Source organism: Spirosoma knui, assembly GCF_054780635.1.
Window position 1 is genome coordinate 1 of sequence record NZ_BAAGVY010000016.1, and the last position, 15,329, is coordinate 15,329.

General features: G+C 49.0%; 10 protein-coding genes and 1 pseudogene. 3 read left to right on the top strand and 8 right to left on the bottom strand.

Annotated elements, in window-relative coordinates; genetic code table 11:
• Positions 1-38: 38 nt before the first annotated feature.
• From ACYVIY_RS25065 to ACYVIY_RS25075, 3 genes are all read right to left on the bottom strand, one after another.
• Positions 39-812: an IS110 family transposase gene (locus tag ACYVIY_RS25065; protein ID WP_460979268.1), complete on the bottom strand. Its 774-nt coding sequence runs from the start codon at positions 810-812 to the stop codon at positions 39-41.
• 81 nt (positions 813-893) lie between these two features.
• Positions 894-3,053, bottom strand: coding sequence for an Eco57I restriction-modification methylase domain-containing protein (locus ACYVIY_RS25070; RefSeq protein ID WP_460979269.1), 2,160 nt, complete (start codon positions 3,051-3,053; stop codon positions 894-896).
• A gap of 871 nt (positions 3,054-3,924) precedes the next feature.
• Entirely contained in the window at positions 3,925-4,767 is an 843-nt protein-coding gene (locus tag ACYVIY_RS25075; protein WP_460979270.1) for a hypothetical protein, read from the bottom strand.
• Positions 4,768-5,422: 655 nt separating this feature from the next.
• Between ACYVIY_RS25075 and ACYVIY_RS25080 the strand changes: the two genes are divergently transcribed.
• From ACYVIY_RS25080 to ACYVIY_RS25090, 3 genes are all read left to right on the top strand, one after another.
• Positions 5,423-6,394 (top strand): RepB family plasmid replication initiator protein, encoded by a 972-nt coding sequence (locus tag ACYVIY_RS25080; RefSeq protein ID WP_460979271.1) that lies wholly within the window; start codon positions 5,423-5,425, stop codon positions 6,392-6,394.
• 19 nt (positions 6,395-6,413) lie between these two features.
• A complete protein-coding gene (locus tag ACYVIY_RS25085; RefSeq protein WP_460979272.1) occupies positions 6,414-6,902 on the top strand; it encodes a DUF5004 domain-containing protein in 489 nt (162 codons plus the stop codon).
• Positions 6,903-7,024: 122 nt separating this feature from the next.
• Positions 7,025-7,996 (top strand): site-specific integrase, encoded by a 972-nt coding sequence (locus tag ACYVIY_RS25090; protein ID WP_460979273.1) that lies wholly within the window; start codon positions 7,025-7,027, stop codon positions 7,994-7,996.
• Positions 7,997-8,368: 372 nt separating this feature from the next.
• Here ACYVIY_RS25090 and ACYVIY_RS25095 read toward each other — a convergent pair whose 3' ends face one another.
• The 5 genes and pseudogenes from ACYVIY_RS25095 to ACYVIY_RS25115 all read right to left on the bottom strand — a co-directional run bounded on the left by ACYVIY_RS25095 (position 8,369) and on the right by ACYVIY_RS25115 (position 15,215).
• Positions 8,369-8,941, bottom strand: coding sequence for a glycosyltransferase (locus tag ACYVIY_RS25095; RefSeq protein WP_460979274.1), 573 nt, complete (start codon positions 8,939-8,941; stop codon positions 8,369-8,371).
• Positions 8,928-9,230, bottom strand: coding sequence for a helix-turn-helix domain-containing protein (locus ACYVIY_RS25100; protein ID WP_460979376.1), 303 nt, complete (start codon positions 9,228-9,230; stop codon positions 8,928-8,930). Before ACYVIY_RS25100 ends, ACYVIY_RS25095 begins: the two co-directional genes overlap by 14 nt.
• Positions 9,229-9,746: pseudogene (locus ACYVIY_RS25105) on the bottom strand (transposase); the annotation flags it as partial. The pseudogene ACYVIY_RS25105 and the gene ACYVIY_RS25100, both read right to left, overlap by 2 nt.
• Before the next feature lie 381 nt (positions 9,747-10,127).
• Positions 10,128-12,962 carry a choice-of-anchor Q domain-containing protein gene (locus ACYVIY_RS25110; RefSeq protein ID WP_460979275.1) on the bottom strand — a complete coding sequence of 945 codons (2,835 nt, stop codon included), beginning with the start codon at positions 12,960-12,962 and terminating at the stop codon, positions 10,128-10,130.
• A gap of 372 nt (positions 12,963-13,334) precedes the next feature.
• The gene (locus tag ACYVIY_RS25115) at positions 13,335-15,215 is read right to left on the bottom strand and encodes a hypothetical protein (protein ID WP_460979276.1); all 1,881 of its coding nucleotides are present in this window, start codon (positions 15,213-15,215) and stop codon (positions 13,335-13,337) included.
• Positions 15,216-15,329: the final 114 nt, after the last annotated feature.

Consider the following 15,329-nt stretch of genomic DNA (forward strand, 5'->3'; position numbering starts at 1 on the left):
TCCTGCCGGGGTTGGTCGCTCACATTCTGTGAGTATCTCTAAGTTACACGACGCATCTTAGAATCGTACAACGGCCTAAATCTAAAGGCCGAAGCGGCCATCTTCTTGGGGTCAGTAATGGCTTTCATTTCGTTAGTAGCAATGACGATCTCCGTAGCGGTAGCCGTGCCGATGCCGGGAACCGAGGTAACCAGGTCAAAAAGTTGGCTCAGGCGTGAATCGGCTTCAATAAGTACGCCGATGGCTTTTTCAATTGCCTTTCGATCTTTCTCCAGGGCGGTTAGCGATATCTGGCAGCTCTTACTGAGCTGTTTTTGCAAGGCTGGGTCGATAAAGCCCTGTTGTTCAGCCAAAGGGCCAGCCAACTGGTTGTACACGCTGATAAGGCGTTGACGGACAGCGCTTAACAGGGCTAGCTTTTGGACAACCTGGCGGGGCGGTTCCCACAACCGAAGCTGATCGCGAAAACGAAACGCGTATTCTGCAATGCGTTGGGCATCAATTGAATCGGTTTTGCCTCGTTGAAGCCCCCCGGCTTTCTTGATCTGTAAACTGCTTTCCAACCAGATGGGCAAACGGAGTTTGTGGAGAAAGTCGAGCAGATGGGCATTGTAAATACCTGTGTGCTCCATGCAGAACACACCCAGGTCTGGTCTCCACTCGGGCAAGGCTTTCAGCAGCCGTAAGGCCGTTTTGATACCTGCGACGGTGTTAGCGGTGCTGGTTTGTAGTACTATCTTCTTACCGTCGAAGACCGCCCAATCCAGGGTGGCTTTGGCAATATCGATACCCACAAAATAGCGAATGTCCATGAGATTTTATAGCTTAGAGTTAGCGAAAGCCTACCTGTTTTGCGCTCAATACCTTACTAACGGGCCTGATGTCCCACATTTCTATTCGAGCCGGACAGATAGAGACAGAGGGGGGCCTGAATCGGACCATAGGCCTAGGAACCTTGCCGTGCGATAGGGTAGCCCGCTCTGTTTTTCATTCATCGGCAAGCTACCCAATCTGGAAATCTTACCGGCCTTCAAACCTAAAGGCCGTGGCGGTTCTTTGCCGTCCTGTGTAACGGTTTTTGTAATGACAACGCTGCGACTGTTTAGCGCGGCTTCGATCAGTTGCAAAGCTGTCCGGTGCGACGTCCCCAACGACTGATTCAGTGACGAATAGAAGTGCGTAGGCGTATCTAATTCATACTGCTGGCTTCGCTGATTGTAATGGGCTGTTAATTCAGGTAGTTGTAGCGTTTCCCGCACAAAGCTGGTAATCAGGGTATCCGGTAACCAGACTGACCCCAACCCAAAGGAAATCAGGGCAAGCGGTACAGTTGGCGGAACAACCTGCTGTAGGGCGTATACGTTTGCCTGGTAGCGGGGGTCGTGGCGCACCTTTTCTTCGGCTACGCGTAATTTCTGCCGCACGTTACCTGACAAATACGCGTTTCGTTCAATCAGACAGCTCGTAAGAGGGTCGAGAAACGATAATCCGTTGGTCAGCAACTGGTCGGTAACAGCCTCTTCGGATAAGGAAAGCCACTTTGCTATAGCCGACAGATTCAAATTGCCATGAAACCAGTTTGACAGATTTACCGCGTCGCCTATCGATGCCGCCGACGTAGGGTAGGGGAGTGGCGTTGCTACCCGTTCGCAGAATATCATTGCTTTATGCAGCCGAACTTTACCTTCGTTTTTGGTGGGAATCTCTAACGCCTGAACACGCGCAAACTGAGGGTCGAACGTTTCCAGGAATGACAGATGGCGGTTACCGGTCAGAAACCCAAAGAAGGCTGTAAATTCGTCATACAGCGTATTGAGTTGACCGCGTAATGCGCTGATTTCACTATCGGTCTGATGACTCCGCTCGGCCGTCAGTAGGGTCGTTAAAGCATCACGAAGCCGCACATATTTCTTTATGATCGTCGTCTGGCTGTACGCCCGTCCTTTAATGCGTATGACGCCCGTAAACTGAACCTCTGGATCAGCCTTTGGCAAGCTTGGCTCAATCGCTGCGGTAGTGGCTGATAAAAATTTTTTCGGCAGTTGGTTGATGGCCTTGCCCAGCCGGTCGGCTAGCTCATCGGGTTGCGATAGATAGAGCGTTGGACGGTCAGCTCGGTATAATCCGCCCTTCCCGACTTCATCCGCCCATACCATCTGCCCAAGCATCATATCGGGCCGATTGACAAAATATTCGTTGATGGTCAGATTGTTGGTCAAAAGTTCTCCATCCTGTTCGACCTCACGACTGCGGACGCTGGCAGTACGTTCAAAAGAATGACCAGCAAACTGCCGGTTTATTCCGTTGCGTCGTCGTAAAAACAGTACATCGGCCGTTACGCTGGTGCCGGTATAATCCTCGAAAGCGCAGGAAGGTAGGCGAATGGCCCCAATCAGTTCGGTTTCTGCCTCCCGGCTCAGCCACTGCCGGAATTTTGTCTCGCTCTGGTCCAGTGTACCGGATGATGTAATCAGCGCAAGTAGGCCACCCGGCTTTACTAATCGCGCCGACTTTCCGATAAAATAGTTGTGAATCGGGTAAGCTGATAAATCAGAATTCTGCCGGTCATATACGCTGTATGCTCCGAATGGTACGTTTCCGATGACAAGATCAAATGAGTTATAGGCTAAATCGGCCTGCTCCAAACCGCCTATCTCAATGGTAGCGTCTGGGTAAAGTAGTTGGAAAATCTGACCGGCAATTAGATCTTTTTCAACGCCAACCCAAGAGGTTTGCTCATTGATAGATATGGGTGACAGTCCGATGAAATGCCCGATTCCTGCTCCCGGCTCCAGTACCCGGCCTCCTGTAAAACCAAACTGCTTTACGGCCTGCCAAACTGCCTTAGTAATAGCCGGCGGTGTGTAGAAAGCAGTCAGGCAGGAGGCTGCTGCAGCCTGCCGCTCTTCAGTCGTTAGTAGTTCATCAATGATTGACGCGTACCGGTTTTCTTTGTCAAAAACTGATGACAGACCGCCCCAGCCGGAAAACTCTGCTAACTGATTTTTCTCATTGGTAGTCGCTTCCCGATTCTGCCCGATAAGCTGCTTCATTAATCGAATTGCCGTAATGTTAGCTCGTATCCGTTCCGGCGTGGTCCTGATAGTCAGCCACTCAGCAGAAAGTCGATAATTCCGGCTATTCAGTACCCTTTTAGTAACTGAGTCCGTCGAATCTGTATTAATACAGTCAGAGTTTGGTGCGTCAGTTACCGTAACCTGGGGCAAACTCAGCGTAACGAGCGAGGAAAAAAGGGCGGTTGTACCGGAGCCAAACAAAGTGAGTTGAACACAGTTCGGCTGGCTGACCTGCATGCGGTCAGCGGGGATATGTCGGCGTTGACGCATCCTGATCTTGCCCGAAGTAACACGTCGGAGCCGCGCAGAAGTAACACTATAAAGATACCACTTTACGGGCGGTATGACAAGGCTACCCCTAGTTAAAGAAAGCACCCCGCTCCCTTTCGTCTATGCCGGTAAAATCATAATGTTTTGGCCAAGAATCTAAGAAATGCCCTGACTCAATAACTGTTAAAGCAAGACGAATGTCGGGTTTTAAACGCAACTTTATCAGGTGATATATGCTTCACTAGAAGGGGTGCATATTGGTAAAGTGATAAAACAGCTGCTTATTTCTCCTTAAAATACTATATAGTGGAGTATATCCAGCTTACTATGCCTTCGTAAGGAATAACATAGATTATTAGATTACGTTTTAAAGGCCACTAACGCATCTTCCTCTGTGTTGCTGAACTGACTTCATGAGTTAAAGCATCAAAAAAGTAGGTTTTTTGGGGCACAAAGAGCTGTGTTACCAATTGCAGCTTACAAACGATCAGTAAAGCAAGAACGAAGTAGGTATTGAGACTGTGACCTTTCGCAAACCTACTTTGTTCTTGCTTTCAGATAGTTTTTTGTATGTGCTTCACTCACTGAAGAGGTCTAACTGGGCATTATCATTTGCTGAATTATTCAATCCAAATGAAGCCTGTCCATCTGTCTCAATCCGCGGGCGGGCATAAAGCCATTTAGGACCGAATGAACTTTTGATCGAAAATTTCTTCAGGTAATTCTCGATCTCTTTGTTTTGCTGGGGGTGTACCCTATTGATTTCAGCCATATTAACAAAAACAATGTTTTGCTTTTGCTTGGTCACGTTACCCAGGCGATCACGGGTATGATGCAGCAGATGTTCCTGTTCATTGTCATAATCCCCGTTCGGAAGCATGAATTTGTAGTTTATGTATAGATAAGCGTACCCTCGTTGGTAGGTTGATACAGATAAATCATAGCTAGTTGGCTGTTGCTTAATAAGTTGCCATTGTTCTATTTCCTGACGCATAGTGTCGATCCGCTGGTTCATCTCGGCGAGACCTAATGGGGAAGTGGTAGCACTAAACTCCTGTAATTTGTGGATAGAAGCATATAAATTGCTGATATGCTCAGTCAGATAATCTGAGCGCTCTTCATCGGTCAGATCATGCGGTTTTTTTAACCAGTATTTGTGCTTACTAAAAAAACTCATCCGGACCGCTGGCTTATTGTAATTGATTAATTTGATTGTCTTACAAGCAAAGTCTCTCCACAAAGCAAAATTTGACATGTATTGACTATCTACAAAGTTGATATCTCCGCAATCCTGCCAATTTCCTTCGATATCCCATTGCTCCCGATTAGGTTCTATTTTTGGGGTTCTATTGATTTCTTCCATCAGTTTCGTTAGCAGATATTCGTACCTGACAGGAGAAAGTTTAGCATTTTTCTTCATTTTGTTATTTGTTTTACTCTCAGAGTAAAACAAATGCTTTTAATCTGTAATTTCAACCATTTGACCTCAACTTTTGACCTGTCTAGCATCTCTTTAACTCTAATGACCTCTCTTGATCAATTACAACTTGTTATTTTCAAATACTTGTATTGAAATTGAAAACTTGAAGATTGATACTTGTGCTCTTTTTTTGTCGTGTATAATAGACTGATAATCAATTTGCTAAAATGTGTCTCTATTTACTAAAGCAATATAGAAGTAGGTTCAGGCAAGCTATAAGTAGATTGACGCATCAAACAGGTAGGCTTAAGCATTAAAAAAGTAGATACGAGCAAGAAAGAAGTATCCACATTACACTATTAAAGCATCAAGAAAGTAGATCTGAGCAAGAACAAAGTAGAATTAAAGCAAGTAAGATATAAGCCATAATGCTTTTATAAGTTTTAAATATATTTTATATACATTTTTAAATCTTTAACTATATTACATTTAAACTGTATAATTTCTTATTTTAGTATATTATTGGTTATCAGATCTTTTATTGAAAAAAGCAAGATAAAGGTAGGTTTTTATTAAATTATATACATTATGGATAGTTTCCATCTTGCTTTACGTGATTCATTCTCTATTTTTACCTAACAATCATGTGCAAGCCATGTCAGAAATTGTTCATATTCAGGAGCCGTTACGTCTGTTGCTTTCACGCAACAACTTTGATTTGTTGGAACGTCGGGTTTACTGGATCATATTGAAGCATTTAAAGCAGCTTCAGACTATGCGGCTGGGGCAGACTGATCCTTCGCCTAATGAATCGCCGACATTTGAGATTTCAATCGCAGACCTTCAACTTTCAAATTCGTCCTCTGATGTGAACTACTCTACGTACAAACGGGTAGCACAACGACTGACGTCGAGACAGATTTATCTGGACTCTCCTGCACAGCATGAGTTTATTTCGATAGTTGTATTTCCCATGGCCCGATACAGACGTGGCACGTTGACTGTTGAAATCAACAAGCACCTGATTCCTTACATGATTGACTTAACGAAAGGATATACAAAGCTGCAGTTGCAGGCTGCATTGTCCTTAAATAGTCAATACTCGCAATTATTATATACACGTCTGTGCAAATACCTTGACACTGGTATCTGGCGAGTTAGTGTTGAGGAACTGAAGAATAACCTGGAAGCGCAGCAATACACACGCTGGTCTAATTTTAAGCAGACTGTACTCGCTAGGTCAATCGATGAAATTAATCAAAAGACTGATATAGAAGTATTTGTTACCGAAAAACGTGAAGGACGATTCATCGCGAATCTGATCTTTACGATTCGGCGGCAGGCCCGTAAAGACAATAAGGCGTTTGATGCGTTCAACGAAGAACTAGATAGTGTATATGCCCAACCCACGGAAAATCTGCGTAGTAAAGCTTCGCAGATCATGTTACAACAGTATCGATTTACCACTGCTCAGATGCGCGACATAATCAATAATGAACTCTTGCTACAGGAGTTTATCCGACTGGATGTAATGATTCAAAAAGGGATGGTTGACGTAAAAACGACACCCACTCGGTACATCGCCGGCGTACTATTCAAAAAAGATAAGAAGGCTAAAGCTGAATAGTCTTCTTAGTTAGGTTTTCATGAAAAAGTATTTTGCTGCCTACGTGCTGGTATGGTTCGGGCTTATTGGTTGTAATAAGTCAAGTGAGGATGCCGCACCAATACTTAATGCAGCTCAATTACTGGGTAGCTGGCAAATCACAGGCATTACAGCTGATCCGGCGGTCCAGTCGCCAACATATGGGGCAACAACGGATGTTTTAAACCTGTACAAACAGATCATTGGAAAAGATTGCGTTGAACCCACTCGTTACGAATTTACCAGTGATCACGTAGTCCGGCTTACGTCTTCGTCAGCGTGTCAAACGACAGTATCCACGATCTTTGGTTTTACCACCGCCAATTGGCGAGTTGACAGACAGCAGTTGTATGTCGAGGGGCTGTATGATACACTTCTTTACACGGTCACAAATCAGCAATCTGGACAGATGACGTGGTACCGCACGGAGTACAATTCTTCCATAGATAGTAATACTTACGTTTACACGATCACACTGACAAAGAAATAAGTATAATGATTTTCCGGACGTGAGTTGTGTTACAATTTAACTTTCATGTATTACGTCCAATAATTTAATATTATTGGACGTAATCAGTGGATCTGTATATTGCGTCAAAATCGACAGTCTTTATGAAGAAATCGTCCATGCTTCGTGTCAGCCCCCGTCAGCAGAAGACGGCCTTGGTCTCTTCAGCAGAGCAGCTTACTCAGCAAACGGCCAACTACTTTCGCAAGGGCATTGAAGGGGCCCCCAACACCCGCATCGCTTATTCCGCCGACATCCAGCAGTTGCGGCATTGGCTGAGCCAGCAAGGGATCGATGATTTGCCCATCAGCCCGGCTACGTTGGCCACCTATTTATCCGATCAGGCCACGAATCACAAATGGGCTACTCTGTCACGCCGGCTGGCCGCCATCCGCAAGTGGCACCGGTTACATAAACACCCCGACCCGTCAGCTGATGAGACCGTGCGCGTAGTCCTGGAAGGCATTAAGCGCAGTATCGGTACCGAAGCCACGCAGGCACCCGCTTTTGACATCCACGATTATAAAGACCAGGTGCGGCCCATTCCGCCCACGCCAACGGGTATGCGCGACCGGGCCCTGCTGCTGGTAGGTTTCGCCGGTGCCTTCCGGCGCTCAGAGCTAGTAGCACTCGATATCGAGGGGGTTCAGTTCACCCGCCAGGGGGCGATCCTCAGCTACCGGGGCAGTAAAACCAACCAGTACGGAAAAATCGAGCAGAAAGCCCTCTTTTTTAGTCCTGATCCTGATACCTGTCCGGTGCGGGCCCTGCAGGATTATATGCAGATACTGGAGCGAACAACGGGGCCTCTATTTGTCCGCATCCGCAAAGGCGAACAAGTCACCACCAACCGACTGTCAGACAAACAAGTGGCCCGTACAGTAAAGCTATACCTGGGTGACGACTATTCTGCCCACTCCCTACGAGCTTCGTTTGTGACCATCGCCAAGATTAATGGGGCCGATGACTCCCAGATCATGCAGCAGACTAAGCACCGCACCCGGACCATGATTGACCGCTATACCCGCGTCCAGCAGGTGATAAAACACAACGCAGCCATGAAGTTAGGCTTATAACGCTGACCGTTTTCAATTCAACCACCTTAAGCTGATAATCAAATCAGATTGCTATACCAGTTCACTTAATGAAGCGTTTTCATGAACGAATAAGAGTTGATTCATCTTTTGCACTAAAGCAACAAACATAGCTAAGATAAGTAGCAAGAATTCTATTACTAAAATAGTATATTACTAAGATTGAACCAGCTGCTTTTTACTGGGCAATACTGTAAAACGTGCTTATGACTGTGTCCAGTAAAAGGTAGCAAGACCATTCGTCATCATTATATGATTTCTGATCTTGTTACTTGATAAACAAGTGTTTTCCTGCGAACGCTATCTTTCGTCTGATAATACAAACTTTAGAATCGGCCGGATCAGGTTTTGTTATTACAGAGGCAGAATTGGCATTTCAATCAGGGTAATAGCGTTCTCAATCCCATTCTCGCTTTGGAGCAGTTCGGCCATTTGTCGGCTGCTACGATGAAGGTTTTTTTTGGTCAGCAGTTCGTTGACGCCAGCAATTAACTGACTTTCGGTAAGTTTCTTTAGGGGTATCGGTTTGAGGGCGCAGCCTTTTTGATAAACCAATTGGCCCCAGAAATGTTGGTCACCCATCGGATAAAGCACAGGACAGGTTAGGAACGGTATTCCCGCTCGCAGGCATTCCGCCATTGTGCCAATTCCACCATGATGAACCGCTGCTTTCATCAAAGGAAGTAATTTTTCATACGGGGCAGACTCAATGATTTTGATGGTTTTATGCGGCTCCAAATCAGTGGTGCTTTCAAATCTCCAGCCTTTGATAAGGATTATCCGGGTGTTTAATTGCTTACTCAACTTGATTATGGCTTGCTGCATGTTCAATTTGGTAGCCAGTGGCATGCTACCGAAGGTGACCAGCAAGGGCGGGGAACCCTGATGGAGAAATTCCGTTACATCAGGGCTGTCAGCCGCTTCCATAAGTCGATAAGCTGGGGTTGTGATTAAGCCCCGACTTTTCAGGATACGATAAACCGTAGACTCCGAGACAAACCGCACGGGCGGCCCCGCAGCCTTCATTATCATCAATATAGCAGGCCAATTCCCGGCAAGACAGATCGGGTCGTTCGAAAGCTAGTTCAACAACGCGCCCTTTTTCAGCGGGTGGTAACTGGTTCCAAGCACTGGTACGACGATAAGTCGGATCGGCCAAGCCATCAAAGCCATCATGTAAGTATCGTTTGTACCGCACCGGCGGCCCGGCACTCATAAAAGGTAGATCGATTGATGCCTAACTCCTTCAAGGTGGCTTTAACGCTCAACGACGACTGCTCGACCAGTGTAATGATTTCCGCACGGGCGCCCCCGCATTTTCTCAGACTGAGTCATGTGATGGTAGCGATTAGTCGTCGGCCTTGAGCCGCGGTGGCGGACCACCTTTTTTTTAATACCCTATTTTCTAGGCTCAATTCGGCCACCAGTTGTTTGAGAGCCTCATTTTCGGACTTGATGGATTGTACTTCGGGCGCGGTAGCGTCTCGGGTGGTATCGCCGGCCAATCGCTTTTTACCCGCTTCGAGAAACTCCTTGCTGCTTCGGCAGTCCGATCCAGCGGTAGTAGATATTGGTGTTGAGCCCGTCCCGCCGACAGATTTCGGCCACCGACTGTTCTCCTTGCAAGCCTTCCAGAACAATACGCCGGGTGGCCGGTGCCAATTTTTTCCTCAGCGGAGTATTGGCGTCGGGTTTGTCCCGCGCCGGCGTCCGGCTGAATGTCTTTGATAATGGATAGAGCTGGCTTACGTTCGGAGGTAGTTGAAGCAGATTGTGCCGTTTTAGAAGGGTTGGGAGGCGATTTTTTGACTGAATTGGACATAACCAAGGTGATTTGAGTGAAACAACCGGGTCGCCGGTGCGATTACTGAATTGTCCCTTCCCCTTTTCACCCCTTTTGTCCACTTTCATTTGACGACGTACACGAAGTCCGAAAAAAGAACTTCGCCTATCCTGCTCTAAATGTGGGCCTGACACACTTTTAAACCCATCCATCCAGAAACAGAGCAACGATACCCTAGCTTTGGCTATATTCTCAACGTAGCCTAACTAGAAAAAGCCCCCTACCTGTATGATCGCGGGTAGAGGGCTTTAATTAATAATCTTTATAGTCTTACGGCTTGACCACCTTTACACTCTGCCGCTGAGCAGCAACACCGTTCCCCGCTTCACTGACCACCTGCAACAAGTACATACCTGAGCTTTGAGTTTGCATATCCCAATCAATGACGTGATGAGCCTCGGCCTGCTGCCAGCGCTGCTGACGTACCGGCTTGCCGCTCAAATCAACCAAATCCACCTGCAATGAACGGCCTTCTGCACCCCGTACGATAGCCCGCAGTCGATCTTGTTGAATCGGGTTTGGAGCTAGCTCCACTTGTGACGGGATCTCTACCTGAGCCACTTCCCGAGCCCGACAGTTGGCGTCAACCGTCAAGCGATAGGGGCCGTATACAGTGACGGTCCCTGATTGATCGGTCGTTTTCAGATAGAAGTTGCCCTGGGTATTCGATTGGGCGTTGATGAGCGTCAGGCTTGACGTTGCCGTACCCCGGAACAGCTGGGGGGTCTCCATCAGCTTGGGGCTGGTCAGGCTGTTCTTGTACCACTCGTACTTCACCACACCGCTTCCTACAGTTACGATGATCACCGCTGTTCCACCTCGACACACCGTTGGGTTGTTGCCGCCCAGTACCGTTGTGGAGGCCGTTGCCGTACAGCCCTCACTACTGATAACCGTCACCGAGTAGATGCCCGGCGTAGTCACCCTGGCCGTGTTGCCCGTCGGCTGTTGAGTGCCCTGGCTAAAGCTGTAACTGTAGCCTTGCCCAGCTGTAGCCGTTAGCGTTACGGTGGCGTTGGTAAAGGACAAAGGTCCACTGTTGGCCAGGCTCACCACAAGTTGAGTGGGGTTGGCCTGATACTCATAAGCACCGATGTCGATGCGGCCCCCAAAGATACGAGGCTGACCGGCCAGATCAGTGGCTCCGCTGGTGGCAGTGGTGCTGGCTGGATCACCCGTGTTGATGGCCTCAGAGCAAGGGTTGAGCCGCAGATCCGTCGCGGATAGGAACGGCGAGCGGGTGGCTACTAGGTTACCTGTGCCTGCGTAGTCCCTCTCGCCTTCTCCAATCAGGCAGTAATTGGCTGTTACGCTGCTGTTGTTGGTATTGACAATGGCATTATCGATCGATTCCTGATTATCCCACAGGATAGTGTTGATCATAGATGGCTGACTACTAAATTCGTTGGACAGAGCGGCTCCTGCACCGGCCCGGTTCTGGCTTAGGATGCAGTTGATTAAGCTGGGACTGTTTTCAAAATTATAAATTCCTCCGCCAGAGTTAGCCGTATTGGCCTGTAAGACACAGTTAGTCAAGCTAGGACTGCTGTTGCTAGCATTAAGGACGCCCCCTCCATACTCAATAGCCGTATTGGCCTGTAAGACACAGTTGATTAGGTTGGGATTGCTGTTAATATTGGCGATGCCTCCGCCCCCCTCCGCGTTATTAGTCTGTATGACACAGTTGACTAGGCTGGGGTTGCTATAAGCAATGGCGATCCCCCCGCCAAACCTCGAAGCTGTATTGGCCTGTAAGACACAGTTACTAATGATGGGGTTGCTGTAAGCATTAAAGATGCCTCCGCCATCGACAGCGTTACCTCCAGTGATAACAAAGCCGTCCAGTCGGGCACTGTTCGTCAGATCAGTAGGATTGATAATGACACTGTTGCCGTTGCCGGCCAGTGTACTGGAGGAGGGCTGACCACTGACGGGAATGACCGCAGGGCGTTCACTTAAACTACTCTCTGTGCCGACAAAGCCCCCATAGATGGCTACGGCTTCCTTCATGGCAAAGCTGCTATTGGCAGCAGGCTGGTAGCGCCCCCCAGCTACCCAGACCTGTTGTACGCCTTCGGCGTTGATCATGGCCTGCAAGTTGCCACTGGCCTGCTGCCAGGAAGAGCCGTCACCCGTACCACCTTGCTTAACGTAGCGAATCGGCAAGATTACTTCATAGGAGATGATCACCAACCCATTGCCCGAGTTGCCATCCGTAGCACCGGTCTTGCTGCTCGGATTAGTGCCCCCATTGAACGAACCCCCACCGCCACCAACGCCATAATCACTACCGCCGGCAGAAGGGGTTTTTCTAGTTCCCCCGGCACCGCCACCCGAGTAGCCGCCACCACCACCACCATAAGCGATGAGACCTCCAAAACCACCACCGCCGAAACCTCCAATACCATTACCATTGGTGCCACCGGCGCCCCCGTTGACGAACGCCTTGCCACCATAATTACCGGTACTCCCTCCGTCGGTGCGCAAGCCGCCACCAGCTCCCAAAAGGCTTAATGATTTACCCCCCTGTCCATCGGTTCCGCCAGCACCGCCCCCGCCAGCCCCCGCTCCTCCGCTGGTGCCCGCCTGTCCATGCTTTTGATCCGAATCGTTATCAACTCCACCACCCCCTCCGCCACCCGCGATGACTAGGGGCTGGTTAGCGCCTGAAATGACGAATGTGCCACCACCACCCCCATTGGCGTCATTAACTGGTTTCTGCCCTACCAGAATGCTCAGCGACTGGCCGGGAGTGACCAAAACGGTGCCGGTAATGATGGCTCCTTTGCCAGCGGGAAAATTTGAATCCGGACTTTTCCCTCCCTCAGCCCCTCTGGCTTCAATGGTCAGGGAGGTCACACCAGCGGGCACGGTCCAGGTGACGATTTGCCCTAAGTAGGTAAAGGTCTGCGAGGTGGCAGCCGCTAGCCGACCATTGGGCAGAGGCCGTGTGATGGTGGCTTTAGCTGGGGCAGTAACTCGCTTCAGCTGACCCGATGTAGTCGCTGGTGTTGCATTCCGACGCTCTAGCTGTGGTAATCGGGTTTGGGCCGATAGGCTGAGCCAGCATGTGACTAGGAAAAGAACCGTAAGAACGTGTCGCATACAATTTAAATGTTGGGTAAAGAACTAAGTGAAGATTAACTGAACGAGGTAGCGTCACCACTACTGACTGGATCTACAGCTGAACCGGTACCTTTCTCTGGGGAGATGTTTACATCGACTTGGTTAGGCTAGACTACCTGATCAAAGTCATTTGATAGTGGGCATTGATCCTGATCCAGGTAGGGCGACAAACCTAAAGCAGCCATGTGAACAGAATCTGGTTGGTATGCCTTGGGGAACAAAGAAAGAAGCGGTTCATTAACATGAGCTTGAGTTGATGCCCTAAAGCAAGCGCTTCCCTTCCCTTTTACAAAAAAACACGCGTGGACAAACGCATGGACAAATTATCAACCAATTGATAATGAGAGATTTTCATGCGACTCCCGGAGTTTCGCTAAGCAACTCCAGCAGCGAGGACTGGCCATGCTGCGTCAGCTTCTTGCGCAGCCGGTACCGGGTTTTGCGGATCGAGTCGGGCGATATGCCCAGCATCCGGCTCATTTGTCGGGTATCGACCCGCAGTTTCGAGAGGGCCAACAACCGTTCTTCAGCCGGGCTGATACCGGCAAATTGCTCACGAAGCTGCGCAAAGAAGTAAGGATGTACCCGGTCAAACCGCTGTCGAAACTCGTGCCAGTCGTCGTGAGTGAGCAGGCTCGAATTGAGTAGATGCTGCTGAGTTTGCTGTAAGGGTTCAGCCGATTGCACCGCGTCGCCGGCAGCCGAGAGTTGGGCAAGTTCGGCGGAAATAGCATCGATAAGCGTGTTTTTCTCCCGCAGGTTGTCCATAAATTGAGACAGGCTGGCCGTGGCTTGCTGGAGCTGGTGCTCAACTACCTGTTTTTCCAAGCGCAGCGACTTTTCGCGTTCGGCATTGATGACCGCTTCCTGCCGCCGTTTGAGTCGGGACAACTGATAGAGTCGCAAAAACAGCCCTGCCGTCAGTGCCAGCGCCAGCGCCACAAACCAGAACTGCCTCCGCTGCGTAGCTTTCTGCTGCTCAATGGCCCTTACCTCCGCCTGGTGCTGCTGAATCAGCAGTTTTTGGTTAACCAGTGACATCCGGTCGGCATTGTAGCGCTTGTTAATGCGCTCCCGCAGCGTTATCACACTGTCTGAGTACTGGTAGGCCTGGGCTAAATTTCCCGTGGCCTGATGATAGCGCCGGGCTACATCGTAGTAATTCATCCGATTGTACTCATCGTCCAGACCGTCACGGACATTATTTCGCCGATTCAGCCGTCTGAATTTCTCTGATAAGGCGAGATAAAACCGGCAGCTATCTAACTGACCCAGCTGAAAAAACACATTCGCGATTCGCCGAACCTCACCATCCGGCGATTCACGTCGATTGCCAAATCGGCGGGTCAGCTCATACGCCAGTTTATAGGAACGCAGTGCTTCCGGCCACCGGTTCTGAAGTGTATACTGCGTACCCAGATTACCGGCTGCAATGCCAATCAATAACGAATCTTTATGAGCAGAAGCGACTCGAATGGCTTTCAGGAATGCCTTTTCGGACAGCGGACCGTCGCCGGGGCGGTTAGTTTCCCGACCCCGGTTGATGTACACCATGCCTAACGTGTTGAACGTATGAAACGCAGTGCTGTTGTCATAGATAGGGTAGCGGGCTGTCTCGGTCAGTAAGGCAATCGCTTTATCGTACTCCTTGAAATGATAATACCGGGCGGCAAGCTCATGAAGATAGCGGCTGATGCCAGGCACCTTGTTATAGCCCACGTTTTGAAAATCCCCGTTAGCCGCCAGCAGGTATTCAAAGGCCCGACCGTATTCTTCATTAAAAAAGTAATACTGCCCGGCAAAGTGTAGGCAGACGGCCGCAATTTCCGGGTCATCATCGGCCTCGGCCCGTCGACCCGTTGCCAGAAAAAGTTCGGCTTTCTGACCGTACGTGAGATTAGGGTCAAGTTTAGCGCGGGTATTGCGTACCAGCCGGGCATACCGGCTGAGTTGGGTATCGTTGATCTGTTCGGCCAGGGCATCGACCCGATTTAAGAGTCTAACGGCCTGGGTAGAGTCGTGGATGATGGCGGCGCAGGTGTCGAAATAGTTGAACAGGCTAATCACCCGGTTAGCGGGCATAGCTCGTTCCAAGCGGTGCAGAAAGGCGTCCTGCTGGCCACGCTGGGCTGATCCCTGTTTGATTTTAGGCGATTGAGCCAGAGTCAACAGCGGCCACAGGCAGAAAAGAACAAGTATTCTATGAATATACAGCAAGAAAAACCGGGACATGGTCTATTAGCAGACACCTGTTTCTTAGGTATAAACTTACTAAAGAAGCAGGAAATTACGCCCCAATAGAGTGGTGGTTTCGCCTAGCTGTAGTAATTGATTGTATGTAAAGGT

Excerpts from the sequence above, each read along its gene's own strand:
- ACYVIY_RS25065 (WP_460979268.1), bottom strand. The coding sequence starts at position 812 with ATGGACATTCGCTATTTTGTGGGTATCGATATTGCCAAAGCCACCCTG.
- ACYVIY_RS25070 (WP_460979269.1), bottom strand. The coding sequence starts at position 3,053 with ATGAAGCAGCTTATCGGGCAGAATCGGGAAGCGACTACCAATGAGAAA.
- ACYVIY_RS25075 (WP_460979270.1), bottom strand. The coding sequence starts at position 4,767 with ATGAAGAAAAATGCTAAACTTTCTCCTGTCAGGTACGAATATCTGCTA.
- ACYVIY_RS25080 (WP_460979271.1), top strand. The coding sequence starts at position 5,423 with ATGTCAGAAATTGTTCATATTCAGGAGCCGTTACGTCTGTTGCTTTCA.
- ACYVIY_RS25085 (WP_460979272.1), top strand. The coding sequence starts at position 6,414 with ATGAAAAAGTATTTTGCTGCCTACGTGCTGGTATGGTTCGGGCTTATT.
- ACYVIY_RS25090 (WP_460979273.1), top strand. The coding sequence starts at position 7,025 with ATGAAGAAATCGTCCATGCTTCGTGTCAGCCCCCGTCAGCAGAAGACG.
- ACYVIY_RS25095 (WP_460979274.1), bottom strand. The coding sequence starts at position 8,941 with ATGGAAGCGGCTGACAGCCCTGATGTAACGGAATTTCTCCATCAGGGT.
- ACYVIY_RS25100 (WP_460979376.1), bottom strand. The coding sequence starts at position 9,230 with ATGAGTGCCGGGCCGCCGGTGCGGTACAAACGATACTTACATGATGGC.
- ACYVIY_RS25110 (WP_460979275.1), bottom strand. The coding sequence starts at position 12,962 with ATGCGACACGTTCTTACGGTTCTTTTCCTAGTCACATGCTGGCTCAGC.
- ACYVIY_RS25115 (WP_460979276.1), bottom strand. The coding sequence starts at position 15,215 with ATGTCCCGGTTTTTCTTGCTGTATATTCATAGAATACTTGTTCTTTTC.